19 protein-coding genes and 1 pseudogene are annotated in these 18,466 nt (G+C 44.4%); 8 read left to right on the top strand and 12 right to left on the bottom strand.

What is annotated here, in order from left to right:
* Positions 1 to 85: 85 nt before the first annotated feature.
* Both ACSJJG_RS04550 and ACSJJG_RS04545 read right to left on the bottom strand, forming a co-directional pair.
* Positions 86 to 754 (bottom strand): epoxyqueuosine reductase QueH, encoded by a 669-nt coding sequence (locus tag ACSJJG_RS04550; protein ID WP_047767801.1) that lies wholly within the window; start codon positions 752 to 754, stop codon positions 86 to 88.
* A gap of 119 nt (positions 755 to 873) precedes the next feature.
* A complete protein-coding gene (locus ACSJJG_RS04545) occupies positions 874 to 1,623 on the bottom strand; it encodes an SDR family oxidoreductase (protein WP_481088658.1) in 750 nt (249 codons plus the stop codon).
* 263 nt (positions 1,624 to 1,886) lie between these two features.
* Here ACSJJG_RS04545 and ACSJJG_RS04540 point away from each other — a divergent pair, with 263 nt between their 5' ends.
* The 7 genes from ACSJJG_RS04540 (at position 1,887) to ACSJJG_RS04510 (ending at position 6,954) form a co-directional block, all read left to right on the top strand.
* Positions 1,887 to 2,588 (top strand): AMP-binding protein, encoded by a 702-nt coding sequence (locus tag ACSJJG_RS04540; RefSeq protein WP_481088657.1) that lies wholly within the window; start codon positions 1,887 to 1,889, stop codon positions 2,586 to 2,588.
* A 737-nt stretch (positions 2,589 to 3,325) separates the two neighbouring features.
* Entirely contained in the window at positions 3,326 to 3,694 is a 369-nt protein-coding gene (locus ACSJJG_RS04535) for a hypothetical protein (RefSeq protein WP_481088656.1), read from the top strand.
* A gap of 508 nt (positions 3,695 to 4,202) precedes the next feature.
* On the top strand, positions 4,203 to 4,856 hold the full coding sequence (locus tag ACSJJG_RS04530) for a hypothetical protein (protein WP_481088655.1): 654 nt from the start codon (positions 4,203 to 4,205) through the stop codon (positions 4,854 to 4,856).
* Between the two features lie 138 nt (positions 4,857 to 4,994).
* Positions 4,995 to 5,270: a hypothetical protein gene (locus ACSJJG_RS04525; protein WP_481088654.1), complete on the top strand. Its 276-nt coding sequence runs from the start codon at positions 4,995 to 4,997 to the stop codon at positions 5,268 to 5,270.
* Positions 5,233 to 5,712 carry a hypothetical protein gene (locus tag ACSJJG_RS04520; RefSeq protein ID WP_481088653.1) on the top strand — a complete coding sequence of 160 codons (480 nt, stop codon included), beginning with the start codon at positions 5,233 to 5,235 and terminating at the stop codon, positions 5,710 to 5,712. Before ACSJJG_RS04525 ends, ACSJJG_RS04520 begins: the two co-directional genes overlap by 38 nt.
* A gap of 451 nt (positions 5,713 to 6,163) precedes the next feature.
* Complete coding sequence (locus ACSJJG_RS04515; RefSeq protein ID WP_481088652.1) at positions 6,164 to 6,532, top strand: hypothetical protein; 369 nt, start codon at positions 6,164 to 6,166, stop codon at positions 6,530 to 6,532.
* Positions 6,533 to 6,534: 2 nt separating this feature from the next.
* On the top strand, positions 6,535 to 6,954 hold the full coding sequence (locus ACSJJG_RS04510; protein ID WP_481088651.1) for a hypothetical protein: 420 nt from the start codon (positions 6,535 to 6,537) through the stop codon (positions 6,952 to 6,954).
* A gap of 36 nt (positions 6,955 to 6,990) precedes the next feature.
* On the opposite strand, the gene ACSJJG_RS04505 is transcribed toward ACSJJG_RS04510, so the two are convergent.
* From ACSJJG_RS04505 to ACSJJG_RS04490, 4 genes are all read right to left on the bottom strand, one after another.
* Positions 6,991 to 8,736 (bottom strand): autotransporter family protein, encoded by a 1,746-nt coding sequence (locus tag ACSJJG_RS04505; RefSeq protein WP_481090381.1) that lies wholly within the window; start codon positions 8,734 to 8,736, stop codon positions 6,991 to 6,993.
* The gene (locus tag ACSJJG_RS04500; RefSeq protein ID WP_481088650.1) at positions 8,687 to 10,207 is read right to left on the bottom strand and encodes an autotransporter-associated beta strand repeat-containing protein; all 1,521 of its coding nucleotides are present in this window, start codon (positions 10,205 to 10,207) and stop codon (positions 8,687 to 8,689) included. The genes ACSJJG_RS04505 and ACSJJG_RS04500 overlap by 50 nt, the downstream gene beginning before the upstream one ends.
* Positions 10,204 to 11,748, bottom strand: coding sequence for an autotransporter-associated beta strand repeat-containing protein (locus ACSJJG_RS04495; protein WP_481088649.1), 1,545 nt, complete (start codon positions 11,746 to 11,748; stop codon positions 10,204 to 10,206). Before ACSJJG_RS04495 ends, ACSJJG_RS04500 begins: the two co-directional genes overlap by 4 nt.
* 71 nt (positions 11,749 to 11,819) lie before the next feature.
* The gene (locus ACSJJG_RS04490; protein ID WP_481088648.1) at positions 11,820 to 12,398 is read right to left on the bottom strand and encodes a hypothetical protein; all 579 of its coding nucleotides are present in this window, start codon (positions 12,396 to 12,398) and stop codon (positions 11,820 to 11,822) included.
* Positions 12,399 to 12,413: 15 nt separating this feature from the next.
* Here ACSJJG_RS04490 and ACSJJG_RS04485 point away from each other — a divergent pair, with 15 nt between their 5' ends.
* Positions 12,414 to 12,746, top strand: a complete 333-nt coding sequence (locus ACSJJG_RS04485) for an AMP-binding enzyme (RefSeq protein WP_481090380.1) — start codon at positions 12,414 to 12,416, stop codon at positions 12,744 to 12,746.
* Between the two features lie 64 nt (positions 12,747 to 12,810).
* On the opposite strand, the gene cobT is transcribed toward ACSJJG_RS04485, so the two are convergent.
* The 6 genes and pseudogenes from cobT to cbiK form a co-directional block, all read right to left on the bottom strand.
* Positions 12,811 to 13,896 (bottom strand): nicotinate-nucleotide--dimethylbenzimidazole phosphoribosyltransferase, encoded by a 1,086-nt coding sequence (cobT, locus tag ACSJJG_RS04480; protein WP_481088647.1) that lies wholly within the window; start codon positions 13,894 to 13,896, stop codon positions 12,811 to 12,813.
* An 80-nt stretch (positions 13,897 to 13,976) separates the two neighbouring features.
* A complete protein-coding gene (cobS, locus tag ACSJJG_RS04475) occupies positions 13,977 to 14,735 on the bottom strand; it encodes an adenosylcobinamide-GDP ribazoletransferase (RefSeq protein WP_481088646.1) in 759 nt (252 codons plus the stop codon).
* A complete protein-coding gene (cobU, locus tag ACSJJG_RS04470; RefSeq protein WP_481088645.1) occupies positions 14,732 to 15,277 on the bottom strand; it encodes a bifunctional adenosylcobinamide kinase/adenosylcobinamide-phosphate guanylyltransferase in 546 nt (181 codons plus the stop codon). The genes cobS and cobU overlap by 4 nt, the downstream gene beginning before the upstream one ends.
* Positions 15,274 to 16,834, bottom strand: a pseudogene (locus ACSJJG_RS04465) (cobyric acid synthase). Before ACSJJG_RS04465 ends, cobU begins: the two are co-directional and overlap by 4 nt.
* A gap of 81 nt (positions 16,835 to 16,915) precedes the next feature.
* The gene (locus tag ACSJJG_RS04460) at positions 16,916 to 17,659 is read right to left on the bottom strand and encodes a cobalt-factor II C(20)-methyltransferase (protein ID WP_481090379.1); all 744 of its coding nucleotides are present in this window, start codon (positions 17,657 to 17,659) and stop codon (positions 16,916 to 16,918) included.
* 11 nt (positions 17,660 to 17,670) lie between these two features.
* Entirely contained in the window at positions 17,671 to 18,462 is a 792-nt protein-coding gene (gene cbiK / locus ACSJJG_RS04455) for a sirohydrochlorin cobaltochelatase (RefSeq protein WP_481088644.1), read from the bottom strand.
* Positions 18,463 to 18,466 lie beyond the last annotated feature (4 nt).

Here is an 18,466-nt window from a genome sequence, read left to right as displayed (position 1 = left end):
GAGCTAATCCGACTAAGCTCTAAGTCACCACCAGGGATTTTTATATTTGCCGTATTTTTGGCCTGCTTCCGCGCAGGCTTTTTTTTTATTCTTTTTGCTTGCTATCTGCACTATAAAAGACTGTGCCTAATTTAATTCTTTCACGGCCGGTAGCCAGACGATGGCGATTAGTATCCCGCAACGAGTAAATACAACCACAATATTCCTGCTGATAGAACGCTTCTCGTTTACTGATTTCTATCATGCGGGCAGATCCGCCCCCTTTACGCCAGTTATATTCCCAATACATTAAGTCAGGGTAACGGGACGCAGCACGAACCCCACATTCATTGATTTGCTGCATATTTTTCCAGCGCGAGATACCGAGTGAGCTGGTAATCACTGGGAAACCATGTTCGTAGGCATAAAGTGCTGTTCGTTCGAAACGCATATCAAAACACATTGTGCAACGAATACCGCGTTCAGGCTCATTTTCCATTCCTTTCGCGCGTTCAAACCAATTATCACGGTCGTAATCGGCGTCGATAAAAGGAATGCCCATCTCCTGCGCAAAACGGATATTTTCATCTTTACGTAACTCGTATTCTTTCAGGGGATGAATATTCGGGTTATAGAAAAATATTGTGAAGTCAACTCCTGAAGCCAACATGGCTTCCATCACTTCCCCAGAACATGGCGCACAACAAGAGTGCAACAAGACTTTTTTGTTCCCATTTGGCAGTGGAAGAGGTTTACGCTCATCATTCAGTGACATAATATTTCTTACCTGATTCAGACAATAAAAATCAGGAAGAGAACAAATCCCCCTCCCTGTGTTTACTGGATAGACATTTTACCTTTTTCTACTGTCTTACGACAATCTTTGTAACATGATCAGGCTTCCTGTACTTCTGGCAAAACCTGCCCACCATCAACGACAATCGTTTGTCCGGTAATATATTTCGCTTCATCGGAAGCCAGGAAACAGGCGGCATAGCCGATATCTTCAGGCGTACCCAAAGCCCGCATTGGCGTGATATCTTTCGCATGACTGAGGAATTCATCACCAAATGACGTTAAACCTTCCGTCATGATCATACCTGGCATAACTGCATTAATGGTGATACCTTGCCCCGCATATTCCAACGCTGCACTACGCATAAACCCTAGTTGCCCTGCCTTACTGGCACCATAGTGACTGTAACCCTGAATACCCGTTATCTCACCCGTTATTGATGAAGTGATAACAACGCGCCCGTAACGCTGTTTTTCCATGACATTCAATGCCGCTTGTACCAGAAAAAATGTCCCTTTAAGGTTGACGTTGTGCACTAAATCCCAATCCTCCGCAGTCATATCTTTCAGATAATGCTGTGGAAAAATACCTGCATTGGAACAAAGAATATCGAGCCGGCCGTACTTTTCAACAATCTGGGCAATCACGTTTTTACATGCTGCTTGATCAGTCACATCAAGGGGAATGAAATCAACTTCCAGCGCTTTGGCAATGGCTTCCCCTCTCACCTCATCAGTACCGGCAATAATAGTAACCGCACCAGCTTGCTTCAATACCTTGGCAATTCCCGTGCCAATACCTTTGGTGCCACCTGAAATAAAAGCAATTTTTCCGGCTAAATTGAACATAGTTTTTCCTTTTGTATTAGTGGTGAACGTTTTTTTATTATCTAAAAATAGAACTCTTCGATTTATTTTTAAACCGTGACTTTATCAAGTTTAATAAATTAAAGCAGCATATTAAAAAACACAAAATAAAGTCACATCATTTACATGGAAAATCGAAATAAAGCTCCTTCCCTAAATTTTTCTGACATTGCTTATTCTGCTGCCAGAGATTACTTTTAAAGTACATAACATTTTGTTAACGATAATAATATGGAGTGAAGAGTATGATCCTCGATAATTCATTCTTACATGAATATACCGGCACTGCATTATCACCGATTTTATTTCTTAAAAGGGCTGTATTAAGCAATGGAAATGATATCGCCATCATTGATGGAAAACAGCGTTGGACCTGGCACCAATATGCCAATCGCTGTGAAAGGATAGCTATCTCTCTCCAACAAATGGGGGTGAATAAAGGAAGCGTAGTCTCGGCTATTTTACCCAATATCCACGAACTGCTTGAATTACATTTTGCCGTTCCTTTGTCCGGCGGCATTCTTAATGCCTTGAGTATCCGAACAGACGCAGCCACATTAAATTTTGTTTTTGAAAAACTGCATCCCAAAATATTATTTATCGACAAAAATTATCTTTCACTATTAAATAATGTCTCTTTCAATCATCCAATTAAGATAATCATTGTTGATGAAAACAACTCAGCTATTCCTATATCTCCTGCCGGACATGAATTGATATCTTACGAGTCACTGGTAACCGGACACTCATCAAAGACACTATCATGTATCCAAATTGACGAACAGGCCGCTATCAGGGTATCAATTGCACTTCGGGCCCCCAGCGGAGCCAACCGAAACTGGGGCTTGTTTATTCTCACCGTGGAGCATTTTTTAAATGCCATTTCCAATATTCTCAAATTGGCCATGCTAAATATAAATACTGTCATTCCTGTTATTTTTCGATAAAGAGTCAAAACCTGCTGTCGACCACCCCTACAAAATGTGGTTTTCAGTGAAGAGTAAACTTTATACTTTGAAAGGATAATATAATGACTATCATAACAACAGTTCCTGCGGATAAGCAAATATTATCAAAGGGCAACCCTTCAGTGTGGTTGTTTCAATAAGTGGTGAAAATAATATTCAGAGTACTGTAGAAGTCAGTGCTGCTCTCCCGCCCGGTGTGAAATTAATCAAGACATTCCCCGGTACGGTTGTTAAGGAAAACTTTTCCCAACAACTGATATTTCAGGCCGACGAAAGCGGTTGCCGATCACGAAATCAAATTTACTTCAGACTCGGCGAGTAAACCGAAAGGGCAGGTAACCTATCACCCCGTCGATAACCCGACACTTAAATCCAAATACTTGTGTACTGAGAGGAGCCTCAACTTATCTTGTATATCCAACCCTGCTAAGTCCTCTGATTCCCACAAATAACCCATTTATTTCAGCGTCAATCAATCCGATGATGAAAAAGGGAGGGGCAATTTCAAACTATGATATTCCCTCTTCGTGCAACAGCGCCTGCTACGAATATTCACTGCGGAGGACATGAATGAAATTTCCTGCTTATGATGTTGATCTGGAAAAAAATTATTATTACTATTTGATTAATAAACCATCAATAGATGCTGTTAACCTAAAAATATACGCGACTCAAAGTATCAGTCGGTTCGTGGGATACGATATTCAGTGATGAGAATGCGTCAAAAAGAAACCATATTTTTAACACTATTACGCTTAATACTTCCAATTGCCTTTGAACCGCCTGTTATTGAGGAAACATACTCATCTTCTAAATTAACAAGGCCGGATCAAACGGATAATTTCCATTTCATCATTCCAAATTACCCTGGCGCGAAATCCGGTGATTTCATCATCGGGTTTGTGACGGACGATGAAAATAACATTTATAAGAAACAGCTATGTTTTGGACAGTTAGAGCGAGAACAGAGCGGATATTATAAATTGTCAGCCGATTATGACAATCTATATGCTGGTGATAATTTTATCAGCTATGTTGGGCTTAACGAAAAAGGCATGTCAGGAATATTAAGCTTAATTACATAAACTATGTATGGCGGCAATAACGCCAAATCCGATGATGAAACCGAACTCTGCTTGTCAGAAGATTGATCAGTTCGGAGTATTTTTGGTATATTGAGCAGTCAATATCAACAGTATTGGTCAAAAAGGTCTTGAAGTACGACTGCTATCCGATTCGACGAAACCAGGATACATACAATAGCCGCAGGTGACATGATCACGATTAAAGCTTTATAAGCGTCACTCCACCAGCACGTAACCCATTACCGATTGTGGTTGTTTATATTCACTACTGTGAAACCGGAAAGATAACGAAAAATGATAAAAAGCATTTTAATGGTCGCGTTTATGGCCGATGAGTTGCTGGCTCACCACCGATCAGGTGGTGATGACGTAAGCACTTCGCAATAGACTACAGACGTGTTGCTCAGAACCAGAAATCGAACGTTTTCATTGCTGGACGAGGTCGGTATCACCTACAAAATGTGGTTTTCAGTGAAGAGTAAACTTTATACTTTGAAAGGATAATATAATGACTATCATAACAACAGTTCCTGCGGATAAGGCAAATATTATCAAAGGGCAACCCTTCAGTGTGGTTGTTTCAATAAGTGGTGAAAATAATATTCAGAGTACTGTAGAAGTCAGTGCTGCTCTCCCGCCCGGTGTGAAATTAATCAAGACATTCCCCGGTACGGTTGTTAAGGAAAAATTTTCCCAACAACTGATATTTCAGGCCGACGAAAGCAGTACTGATCACGAAATCAAATTTACTGCAGATTCGGCGAGTAAACCGAAAGGGCAGGTAACCTATCACCCCGTCGATAACCCGACACTTAAACCAAATACTTGTGTACTGAGAGGAGCTTCAACTTATCTGTATGATCAAACTGCTAAGTCCTCTGATAATCCCACAAATAACCCATTTATTTCAGCGTCAATCAATCCGATGATGAAAAAGGGAGGGGCAATTTCAAACTATGATATTCCGCTTCGTGCAACAGCGCCTCTACGAATATTCACTGCGGAGGACATGAAGGAAATTCCTGCTTATGATGTTGATCTGGAAAAACAATATTATTACTATTTGATTAATAAACCATCAATAGATGCTGTTAACCTAAAAATATACGCGACTCAAAGTACAGTCGGTTCGTTGCGATTGATACGATCTTCAGTCAGATAGGAATACAGTCAAAAAGAAACCATATTTATTAACACTATTAAGCTTAATACATCCGATAGCTTTGAACCGCCTGTTATTGAGGAAACATACTCATCTTCTAATTTAACAAGGCCGGATCAAACGGATAATTTCCATTTCATGATTCCAAATTACCCTGGCGCGAAATCCGGTGATTTCATCATCGGGTTTGTGACGGACGATGAAAATAACATTTATAAGAAACAGCTATGTTTTGGACAGTTAGAGCGAGAACAGAGCGGATATTATAAATTGTCAGCCGATTATGACAATCTATATGCTGGTGATAATTTTATCAGCTATGTTGGGCTTGACGAAAAAGGCAATACTGTAGGATCTAAGCTTAATTACATAAACTATGATAGTGGCGGCAATAACACCCCAAGTTCCCAATGATAAAAACCGAACTCTGCTTGCTCCAGAAGTATATGATCAGTTCGGAGTATTTATTGGTATATATCAGGCAGTCAATATCAACAGTATTGGTCAAAAAGGTCTTGAAGTACGACTGCTATCCGACTCGAACGAAACGGATACAACAATAGCCGCAGGTGACATGATCACGATTAAAGCTTATATTTCATACAGCGTCGATACTACCTCACCAGCCCGTCCTTTACCGATCTTAGTTATTGAAAATCACTCTGTGAAACCGAATGAAATAATAGATGGTTATTATAAGGTTATCATCAAACCTGAATTGTTGATGGGTTATGGCTCATCAGGTGGTGATGACGATAGCACTATCGCAATAGACTACAGACGTGTTGCTCAGAACCAGAAATCGAAACTTTATATCAGGAGCTTTGGTACAAGCTTTGGGACAGCAGAACCTTAACTAACCAAAATAAGTGGCAGATAATAACTGTCATTTTTTATTATCCGGCGCAGTTTAGTTTATCTAAGAAATTTTAGATGCACCCACATAAACTCCTTCGGTAATATCAAAATAATTAAATTAATTTGCCAGAGGTGATGTTGCCGATAAACAACAGTCACGGTTCCTTTTTTACCACAAAGCAGTAATGGTATTATTGACGAATCAGAGCTAAGCCAACCTATATTGGTGGTAGTAGTCAACCAGTATGAACACGCCCATATTGGTGATTATATTATTGTTCATCTGAATAACAATATATCTTCGAAACCATTTTATATTATAGAGGAAAATATCCATTTTCCAAATTATGAAATAATAATACCATTTTCTGATATTCCTCTTGGTAGCTATGATGTTTTCTATACTGTTACCGACTGGACAGGAAATACGGTGTCATCTGCAACTAGCCATGTCACAATTCAAAAGACAGAGCCGCAAAAAGACACATCCTCCGCAGTCATCTCTTGAAGCTATTCTAATGATAACTGGATATGAACCAGTCGGTTATGAATATGAAATTCTAACAATTCAGGTTTACGATAAACAAAAGAATGAATTAATTAAAAACACTAATTTCCAGTATAAACTAATTCAACCCGTTAATATCATTGACGTTCCTGAAATTGGTTCAAATCCTGATACTAGATACTCAATGACTACAAACGAATATGGAGAGTTTAAAATAAATCTAAAAGGTCAAAAATTTGGGCATTGTATTATACAGGTAACAATTAATAATCTTGTTGGCAACATAAATCATACTATGGGAGAGTTTTAACTATGGCTATGCAAACACTTTTATTTCCAGCGATAGGAAATGGTTCACGTGTATCGATTTTCTTTCAAAGAGTATCTCAATATTATTATTTCGCACAGTTAAAAGATAGCTCTACTGGAAGGGTTTTCTTCACTTGGAATGATCAGAATCCTGACTATGGAATTGCTAGTTCATTTGCTTATGATGGATCACCTGGAAATCTAATATGTACAGTGGATTGCCTACAAAGCCCCCGTCTTGATAATACATGGGCTGAAAACATAATAACACCTAATCCGCAAAGTCCAACTTATGGAATAGTCTATAATGTGGCTTTTAATGATTATAGTGGTCCAATTCAATTCTCTAACTTTTTTATCTCTCTGGCAGGATGGCCCGCCCGTCCCACCTATGACTATCTGATAGTGATTACCGTGGAATAATTTTCCACGGTTTCATTCTTATTGCATATTTTTATATTACCACGTCACCCTTAGCCCAATTTTTGCACTCATTTCATAGCTATCAGCAAAATTATTCAGGCTGGTGTTGACTGAAGTCTGACCGAAAACGGAATACTGGCCATCCCCCCAACTGTAAGAACCACCAACACCAGTCTCACCCCAAGTGAGATCATTCCCTCCGTGGAAGGCAACATCAGCAACATCAACCGCGTCATTACGCCACAAAATTTCCTGACGGATGTTGAAAAGGCCGTAAAGATTAGTGGCTTTTTCATTCTTACCCTGATCATCTCTCCACTTTTGGCTGTAGTCTAGCGTCGCACCCATGCGCAATTTCATGTTCCTGCTTTGTTCAAAGCGGACTTTGGTTCCGAATGTGTCATGGAAGTCATTCATATCGATGGAAGAGAACATAAGCTGTGCCTGTGGGGTCAGTGACCATTCTGAAGTCAAATCAAATTGTTGTCCTGTTTCCAGACTCAACGCATAACCCAGAGCGGACTTATTGTTCCCCAGTTGCCGACTGGCCGTCTTTGAATCCAGATCATTTTCAAAGTAGTTAAGTTGAGTTAATCCATCCAAATAAAACCCATTATTGCCATACCATGTACTTGTCGCACCTATCGTGTAACCATTCGCACGAATTTTACCTTCACCATGCACAGAGCCTACTTTTGCATTAATATTCGAATATTGCAGAAAACCACCACCAACCATTGAGCCGTGGTCATTTTCATAAAAGCGTCTGTCCAGGCCGATTTGAACACGAGCCATATTATAGGTGATATCGCCAGCTCCAGATGTGGTGATACGTGGCGATAATTTGCCGTAAGAGGCTGTCATTCGTCCCCATGCGCCATTGGGCAACGGGTTTGTGTTATCGTCTGCGTTACCCTCGTCAGCCGCGGTTCTGAAACCATCACCATGTAGTCTGCTGCTCTTACGCCCACCAATCCGGTCATGTAAGGACTCAGGCATATTCAGGGTCTGTAAAACCCGGCCATAGGCCTCGTAAACGCTAACACCAGCATGATAGAGCCGAGGTGGTTCTGGTTCCGGTTCCGGTTTCGGGTCTGGGTTGGGTTTTGGATGGGTCAGTGACGAGCGCAGATACCAGTTTCCATCCGAATTATCAATGCCATGCTGATAAAGACGGTAAGCATAGGCACCGGCCACAACGGCTGACTCTCCCTTATAACTATAGTCACCAACCAAACTGAAAGTGCCGTCCGACGTGCCTTTCACATCAACAACCTTGATGCCTTCATTCGTCGGCGCACCCGCTCCAGCGACATTTTTGATCACGAGATGAGTGGTACCGGATGTACTGCCGTTCACCACCAGTCTGTCAGTCTTTGAGTTATCGCCTTCCAACACGGTCGACAAACTCACCATACCGTTATTACCGCTATAGTCCCCTGCGATCATCAGTGTGCGCCCTACGGCTTTATCATCTCCGCCAAACAAGACGGTACCACTGTTACTCAAAGCGGAAATAGCCGTATTAAATCCGCCCATATCAAACTTACCCTGCTGTCCGATGGTATAAGACGAATCTGCACTGAAAGCCCCTTCCGCTCCCTGGCGAAGCACTCCCTTCTGTACTTCTGTCGTGCCTGTATAGCTGTTAGCGCCTGTCAGAAGGGTCGTACCGTTACCAGACTGCACCATTTTCCCTTGCCCTTTCAGGGAACCGGAAAATGCCACTTGATCAGCACGGTTGAAAATCAGTGTCCCTCCCTTGACTGCCGGTGACCACATCACCGGTGAGACTGCCTTTCGTGCCGCCGTCCCCGACCTGAAGGACACCCTGCGTCACTGTCGTGCCGCCCGTATGGGCATTCGTGCCGGTGAGCACCAGCGTGCCTTTACCGTTTTGAGCCAGCCTGCCATCGCCGGTGAGATTACCGCCAAACGTTACGGCATCTGAGCGGTCAAAAGCCAGCGTCCCTTGACTGCCGGTGACCACATCACCGGTGAGACTGCCTTTCGTGCCGCCGTCCCCGACCTGAAGGACACCCTGCGTCACTGTCGTGCCGCCCGTATGGGCATTCGTGCCGGTGAGCACCAGCGTGCCTTTACCGTTTTGAGCCAGCCTGCCATCGCCGGTGAGATTACCGCCAAACGTTACGGCATCTGAGCGGTCAAAAGCCAGTGTCCCTTGACTGCCGGTGACCACATCACCGGTGAGACTGCCTTTCGTGCCGCCGTCCCCGACCTGAAGGACACCCTGCGTCACTGTCGTGCCGCCCGTATGGGCATTCGTGCCGGTGAGCACCAGCGTGCCTTTACCGTTTTGAGCCAGCCTGCCATCGCCGGTGAGATTACCGCCAAACGTTACGGCATCTGAGCGGTCAAAAGCCAGTGTCCCTTGACTGCCGGTGACCACATCACCGGTGAGACTGCCTTTTGTGCCGCCGTCCCCTATCTGGAGCACACCCTGCGTCACTGTCGTGCCACCGGTGTAATCATTTTCACCTGTTAAAACCAACGTACCGTCATCCGTTGTCTCAAGTGTAGCCGAACCCGTCAGGATTGACTCAATCGTGGCAATCCTACTGGCTGTTGACTTATTACCCGTTCCAACCCGAATTTTGGCGCTGCCTGTTTTATCATTTTCTAAAATCAGAGCGGCGCCGGTGATTTTATAACCATCGGCGCTAAACTGCATACCATTGACAGTGACATTGCCACCGCTATTATCTACCTGCACAGTACCCGCGGTCCCTGAGAAAATGGCAAACTGGTCAGCACTTTTCCAACTGGCATTGAGATCTCCTGTTTTTGACGTCCAGTTATCATTTCCACCGACCTGCCAAATACCATTACCACCATCAATGGCATTATTGTTGTGTTTACGGGTATCACCACCATCCCAATAGTTCAGGCGCATACCGCCAGTATTGATGAGATGGACTTTATGGTTTCTATTTGTAACGAGAGAGAGCGAGTCCGGTTTGCCGCCAGTGAATGTCATTCCGTTATTGGTTAAGGTGCCGCCATAGTGGAATATATCGTATTCCCCCGCGGCTAACCCACCAAGATCCGTGACATTAAGCGTTCCTGCCAGTGTCAGATCACCACGAACATCAAATAATGCCGACGCGGATGTATCCTCTGCCCCAAGCGAAATATCCACATTTGCGCCGCTACTGAGAATAAGATCGTTGCTAAATGTCAGAGTATCACCTTGTTTGCCCGTAAGGTGACCGCCGCTTTCGATCGTTGTCATGCCGCCAATGATGCCAGTACCATTAACATCCCCCCATTTTTAACTTTGAAAGTCGAGGTTGTTGTGCCTAGCTGGCTATCAACGACAAGGGTTCCCTCCTTAACATGCGTTGATCCTGTAAAAGCCGAGGAATTTGAACTGAGTGTCGTTATGCCAGAGCCAATCTTATTGATATGGCCACTGCCAGAAATAACACCATCAAAGTTGCTTGTTCCATTCAGATTGAGCGCCACAGTACCTTTGTTTAAAATATCGCTCTTGGTAAGATTTCCGGTCGTTCCACCATGACCAAGTTGTAACGTTGCGCCATTGCCAATGGTCGTCTGGCCCGAGTAGGTGCTGTCACTGGTTATGATAGCTCTGCCGCCGGTGATCTCCAGCGTGCCTGTTCCGTTTATTTCACCATCAAGTGTCACCACACTGTTAGCAGCACCGGCAATGATAACCGACCCATTATTGTTAATTCCGGCGAGCGAAAGCTTGCCGATTGTGGCACCATCGCCAAATTGCAGTTTGCCTGATGCAACTGATACTGGCTTACCCGTGGTCACATTGCCGGTCAGAGTCAAATCACCTGTACCCTGTTGGTGAAGGGAACCTACGCCTTCAATATCAGCGGCAAAGAGGGTGTGATCCGTTCGGTCGACGGCCAGTACACCGCCCTGCCCGATTGTCACTTTGGAAGTATTATCGATGCTTCCTGCCGTCCCTTTATCGCCAAGTTGCAAAATACCCGATTCTATTTTTGTCTCACCGGTATAGGTATTCGCATCTGTCAAAATGGTTGTGCCATTACCCACTTGGTGAACTGATCCTGCTCCACTAATAATGTGGTTATAGGTAACTTTATCGTTCCGGTTGAAATAAAGGCTCCCCTCATTATCCACATTACTGGTAATGCTTCCCGTTTTATGTCCGTCACCCAGACGTAACGTGCTGCCGGATAATATATTGACCGTGTCGACGTTCATGTCGTTAGTAAATGTAAGATCCAGATTTCCCGTCGTAGCACTTTTTCCCCCGATGGTGACACCTGAATTTTTCGCCCCGGACACATTGCCTTTCAGGGTTGCATTTGGACCAGACATATAAAGACTGGCGCTGCCAAGCTCTACATTGCCATCAATTGCGCCTGAATTATGAATATCGTTAGTGATGGTGCCATTATTCTTTATAGAGAATTGGTCTCCCTTTATTACGCCGCCATCCAAATTCGTGATGGTATCAACAACGCCTTTATCGTCGATATAAATTCCATTTCGCTTTCCATATAGCAGGGAAGCGTTGGTAATTTGTTTAATCTTGGACGGTCTGATCTGGGGATTAGGAGTATCCAGAAGAGCCTTACCCTGCCCAGTGACCTGAATGGCGTCCTGATCAGCCGTGATCCCTTTACTTCCGGAGTTATTATTCAGGTTTTCGAGGTATCCCCCATCCTGGATCAGAACGCCGTGATTGGGGCCAGTCACTGTTCCATCATTATTGAAAGTGCCGACATTACTGCCAGATTCGATATCAAACGTTGCGAGAGTAAATGGCATTATACTTATGAGATGTCAGTATTCCACGATTATCAAGATTCTTAAGTTTTGAAGTTATAATTGTTATCCCATCAATCGATCTCTCCTTCTTTCCGATTTAGGAGGGTATCTACGCGGCCATATTGATCATTATTATTTGCGTTAATTGCCGGCTGGATCCTTATTGCATTAAATGAATCAGGGTCATTAATAGCTGTAATTGAGCCATCATTATCTAACGTGTTTATTTGACCTGAAACCCATATAGCTCCGCTCACTCCACTTATATTTCCGTGATTAAGCAATTGTCCAACAGAGCCACTGTGAGTTACTGTGACTCCACTGCTTCCCTGCAAAACTCCATTATTCTCAATGCCATCAACTAAAGTTTTTGGTGCCTCATTATTGTTATCGCCGACATTGACCGCACTGAATTCCAGACCATACATATCATTGTTGTTACTTCCTCTAGGAACATCAATCGATACACCTTTATCGATAGTAAGACTTTCACCACTTGACAGATTACAGGGTTCTGTCTCATCACCGGAAATAATTGTCGTATTCGAAGAACCACATGATGAAGCCGCTATTGCATTAACACTCATTCCAGAAAAAAACAGAGCCACTCTAAGGGCCATCGGCAATACTGCATATCTGTATATTTTCATCAATAAATCTCCTAAATAACCAGATATCATTATATTTCCGGTGGTGAGAATATTTCCAGCCTTGAACTGGAAAATGCTTTATCGAGTTACCCGGGTGTGTTAGCGGTTGCTGTTGTAGCGAAACCCCCAAAAACCCGATCCCTATTCATCCCTATTTGGGGGGAAGTTCCCCATGCTTTTATTGAACTCGACGAAAATGCATCCATCACAGAGCAAGAGTTAAATGATTACATTTGTACGGTAATAGCACGCTATAAACGCCCCAAAGGATATACTTTTTTAACTTTACCGCGAAATGCCAATGGCAAAGTGGTAAAAGATCAATTGAGAAAACGTGTCAAAGACTGATATAACCAGCATAAATACAATAACGATAAATACAATAACGATAAATTAATCTTTTGGACTTAATTTATCTGTTTAAAGACGGCGCTATTACGTGCGGCCTTTCTAACGCCGGCAGACTGATCCCACTGCTTGCCAATTTCCCCATACGGCAATACATCGAGCAGGCTGCATCAATCAGGGACATAGCTATGGCCGCACCGCTGCCCTCACCAAGACGCAAATCTAAATGCAAGTAGGGTTGCAAATTCAAATATCGTAACGCCAGCGCCGCACCTTTTTCTGCCGACATGTGGGAAGGGATGCAATAATCCCGTGCTATGGGGGATAGTTGACATGCGGCTAATGCTGACGCATAAGACAAGAAACCATCAAGTATCACAGGTACACCAGAAGCGGCCGCTCCCAGAATCACACCAGCCATACCGACAAGTTCAAATCCTCCCACTTTTGCCAATACATCAATGGCGTTTTTGTGATCTGGCTGATTGATGGCAATAGCCAGCCGTACAATGAACTGCTTATGTGCCAGCCGCTCAGAAGGAAAATTAGCGCCTAACCCGACCACATCACGGGGATCATTTCCTGTCAGGACACTGATAACCGCAGCGGCTGCCGTCGTATTGGCAATCCCCAGCTCCCCAATACCAAATACCGTTATTCCTGCCGCAATGCGTTGTTGCACCAGTTGCGCGCTTGCCAGCAACAAAATTTCAGCGTGTTCATAATCCATCGCTGCCCCTTTGGCAATATTGCCGCAACCCCGTGCGATTTTAAGGGACAACATTTGTTCGATAGGCTCGCAATCAATGCCAATATCCACGGGCAAAACATGCGTTCCACTGTTTTTCGCCAGCACACAAACACCGGTTAACCCTTGCAATATATTGCGTGCCTGTATAGCCGTAACATTTTTCGGTGAAATAGCCACACCTTCGTCATAGACACCATGATCAGCACACATGACGATAATCTCTTTTTGCAGGTTTTGTAGACCAACAATGCCAGACATGCCCGATAATTGTATCGCCAACGCTTCAAGACGTCCCAAACTTCCCAATGGCTTGACTAAGCTGTCAATATGCCGTGCCGCTTTTTCCATATTTCCCCGATCCAGAGGTCGGATAGCATCGAGCAATGATGTTAGTGTCATGTTTATTCATCCCATGCCGAACGAGAAACAATCGCATCTGATTATTCTCTCCTGATTGCCTTCGTTTATTGCCAAATCATCTATTGCCAAATCATTGCCAGCAAAAAAGCAATTTCCCCCACCTCAATGGAAGCTCCCAACGTATCGCCAGTTTGTCCCCTCAGGCGATAATTGAAATAGAGAGCAAGCCCGTAAACCACAAGCAATGACATCACCATCGCCGACAAAGTTTGCCAATTCCCCAGTGCCATCACCAATACAATACCCACCAACAAAGTCAGCGTAGTCACAGAAAAGCTAATTTGGCCAATATAACTGCTTCCCATCCCTGCGCCTTCACGAGCATCACGTTGCGCATACATTAAAAGCACCACGGCTGTACGTCCGACAATCGATGCACAAGTCAACAAGGCAAGCAAATACAAGGGAGGATGATAAGATAATTCAACAACAGCGAATGTTTTGAGGGCAAGACAGAAAATTAACCCGACTCCGCCATACGTTCCAAGCCGGCTATCGCGCATAATGTCCAGCATTTTTTCTCGCTGGCGGGAGGAAAAAAGCCCATCACACGTGTCCGCCAATCCATCTAAATGTAACCCTCCCGTCAATAAAACCAAAGCCAACACATAACCCATCGCACCGATATACATTCCCCCACCCGACTGGCTGATCAAAAGTGACACCAGGCCAGCCACACCACCAACAATTAACCCAATCAATGGAAAATAAGGCACACCACGCCAATATTGACGAAAATCGACGCCTGCCGCCCACTTTCTGGGGATCGGAAGCCGTGTCATAAACTGTAGTGTGGCCCAAAAAAGGTGCAGTTTCATTTGATCTTTACTCCAATGCCCGAAACCATCAGCCAGACTTCTTTAGCCGCTTGCGCCAACTTTTGGTTAGCACGTCCAGCAATATCGACAAAATGGCGTGCCAATCGGTTTTCAGGTGTAATGCCCATACCCAACTCGTTGGTCACCAAATATACTGGCATCGGACACATCAAGCTGGCATCAATCAGGTCATCGATCTGGTGATGGATAATCACCTCTAATGAGGCGAAATCAAGTTCATCAGGTGATACACCACCCGCTAAGTCAAACAACAAGTTGGCAATTAATGTGGTAACACATTCTAGTATAACGCCCTCTTGGGGTTGGCGGTGCTGGCGGATAACAGAGTCTAAATCTTGATGGCCTTCCCAGGTTCGCCAATGTGCCGGACGCTCCTGTTTATGCCGCTCAATACGAGCCGCCATCTCTTCATCAGTGACCTGTGCCGTCGCGATATATAACACCTGCTCACACTGTTTAGCGAGCAGATGTTCAGCGTGAGTACTCTTGCCACTGCGAGCACCGCCTGTCACCAAAATCATGGCATTACTCCGCCAGATGTATGTTCATGCATTAATTGATAAATCCGCGCGATATCCAGATGCTCACGCATACTGGCAGCCAACTTATTGAATTGTTTTTCTTTATGCTGGCGATAATTAAAGACCACATTTTCCAGTGGAACATCGCCTTTTCTTATACGCAATTGATTTAATAGTGGGCGAGTAAATGTGTTTTGATCGAACAAACCATGCAGGTAACTTCCCATTACCAAACCATCTTGAGCAACTGCACCATCAAACCCGTTTTTTTCTTCACTATTTTTTTGCCTTGCGCCAATATATTTGGGCAAAAGGCGTTGCCTGCTGACCAAGCCGAGTGGTTCCCAGATGGATTTCATAACCCGCAACCGGTTGTTCACTGCATAATTTCAGCATACCTGACAACGCAGGCATGACTACGCCCCTAACCTGTGCGGTCTGTTTTGCACTGGCAAAGTGGGTTTCCGTATCCAATAAACCTAATCCTGTCATTTGAGTTAAGCCGGATTCCACCCCATCCACGATCTGCTTACCTAACATTTGATAACCACCACAGATCCCGATAATCGGCACACGGTTCTGCTGGGCTGTGATAATTGCCTGCTCAAACCCCCGGGTTTTCAACCATAGCAAATCTGCCAATGTATTTTTGCTGCCGGGAAGAATAATAAGGTCGGCTTTCTGGAGTTCAGAAGGTTTGGAGACATAATGCAAAAACACATCCGGTTGAGCTGCCAGCGCATTGAAATCGGTGAAATTGGCAATATGAGGGTATTGGATGACAGCAATATCCAGACAGTTTCCTGTTTTTTGTTGCTGCCGATCATATTTACCCACCTGCAAAGCAACGCTATCTTCATCTTCCAGATCAAGTTCCAGCCACGGCAACACCCCCAATATCGGGATTTGTGTCAAGGCTTCAATCTGATCGATCCCTGATTGCAGCAAAGAGATATCGCCGCGAAATTTATTGATGATCACGCCCTTAATACGGTTTTTTTCTTCAGGTTTAAGCAAAGCCAATGTGCCGTAAATGGATGCAAATACCCCACCACGATCAATATCTGCCACCAAAATGACCGGAGCATCCACTAATTCAGCCATCCCCATATTAACAATATCGCGATCACGCAAATTGATCTCTGCCGGACTGCCCGCCCCTTCTAACACCATGATATCCGTTTCTGCTGCTAACCCGTTATATGCCATCAAAATCTGCTGGAGCAATTGGGGTTTATGTTCGTGATATTCCACCGCATTCATGCTGCACATCACTTTCCCCATAAAAACCACCTGAGCCTTGCGATCGCTGGTGGGTTTCAACAATACAGGATTCATACGTACATCCGGCGCAATCCCCGCTGCTTCCGCCTGAAATATCTGCGCTCGTCCCATCTCTTTGCCATCTGCGGTAATCCCAGAATTAAGCGCCATATTCTGTGATTTAAAGGGAGTACAACGATAACCATCCTGTGCAAATAGCCGACAAAATCCTGCCACCAGCACACTTTTGCCTGCATCAGACGCCGTTCCCTGAACCATCAGCGATAATGTCATTCTATTTCCTCCCTTATTTCATTGTGTACTTTTTTCCCGCCACAGCAGTGCCAATCACCACCATCGGCATACCATTATCATTCACCTTGATAATTGCCAGTTTTTATTAACCAAAATTGTTGAAAAATATGACAATCCCTGCATCCTCTCTTTTTCGCTGAGGGACAGTGTGGCAAGATTGCGCCAACATTGCTCAGTCGGCAAAGTCGCATCAGCCATCATTAGTGCATGTTCTAATAGATTGTGACGTTGCAGCAGGTCACGGATCAGGGGAAAACGCGAATAGACTTTCATCAGGACAATGCAGTCGTGATTGAGTAATGCTTGCTCCAGGACAGCTTCACAAGCGGTACAGGAAATGACAGCCAATGTTTGCTCTTCCATCGCCAGCGGCATTACACCGACTGCGGCAATGGCAGAAAATGAGGTGATCCCCGGCACAATTTCCAACCATGAAGGAGAAGCCATCGGTTGCGATACCAGTCTTTGTAAAAGAAATACCCATGTACTAAACAGCATGGGATCGCCCAAAGTGATAAAACCGACTTTCCTGCCATTCGCCACTTCCTCTTTCAAGGCTTGCGCCACTTCTTCCCACACCGCTTGTTTTGCTGCTATGTCGGCTTTCATTAAAAAATGGTAAGTGCAAACTTCCGTTTCCGGCGAAAGGTATTCTTCAATAATGGAGTGGGCGAGACTTTTGGCGCCTTTTTTTCCCGTCGGGGTATAGATCACATCAAGCTCAGAAAGAATACGTGCAGCCCGTACAGTCATCAGATCACTGGCACCTGGGCCAACGCCCATAACATACAATTTTCCTGTTATTGCTGTTTCGTTCATAAGGCTTTCTCCTGATCATTTAGCGCATAAGCAAGGTGATCGACAAACATCTGCCGAATCATCGGGTTTTCTCCCAATCCCTGCAACCAGGGGATCGCGACGATCCCCGCATTCTCTAACTGTGATTTCCAGGAGTCTTCTTCATTTGATGCCATATCATTGGTGGCATGATCGCCTGCCACCAACATCAATGGCATCAAATAAGCCTTGCGGATCTTTTGCTCCTTTAATCCCTTGATGATCAGAGGAAGTTCGGGATAACTTTCGACCGCACCGACCCGTGCCGGAAAATGGTAGTGGCTCATCAGGTGATCCAGACAGGCGTAGGCAGAAAAAGCAGGGTGGGTTGTGCCGTGTCCCATAAAAACGACACATTCATTCTCTGCCAACCGAGGAAGCTGGTGGCGCAGTGCTCGCATCAATTGCAGGTAGTCATCAAAGTGGCTAAGTAGAGGCGTACCCAGCACCAACTGCTTAAAACGAGGACGAAATTTCTCAACCTCACGCCGCACTTTTTCATATTCATCGCCATTAATGATATGCAGGCATTGAACAGCAACATCATGATAACCTGCGTGATGCAATCTGGTCAGTGCATCATGGGGGGTATCAATGTGAATGCCATCGCGTTGACGCAATTTGCGAATGATCATGCCAGAGGTAAATGCCCGAAATAGTTCCCTGTCTGGAAATACCGAGGCCAATTGCCGCTCACAGGCTTCAATATTGTTTTTCAGCGTTTCGGGATAACTGGTTCCGAAACTTATCACCAATAATGCTTTTTTCATTTCG

The sequence above is a fragment of the Xenorhabdus sp. SGI 60 genome (assembly GCF_056632175.1).
This window is presented reverse-complemented; position numbering and strand designations above follow the sequence as displayed.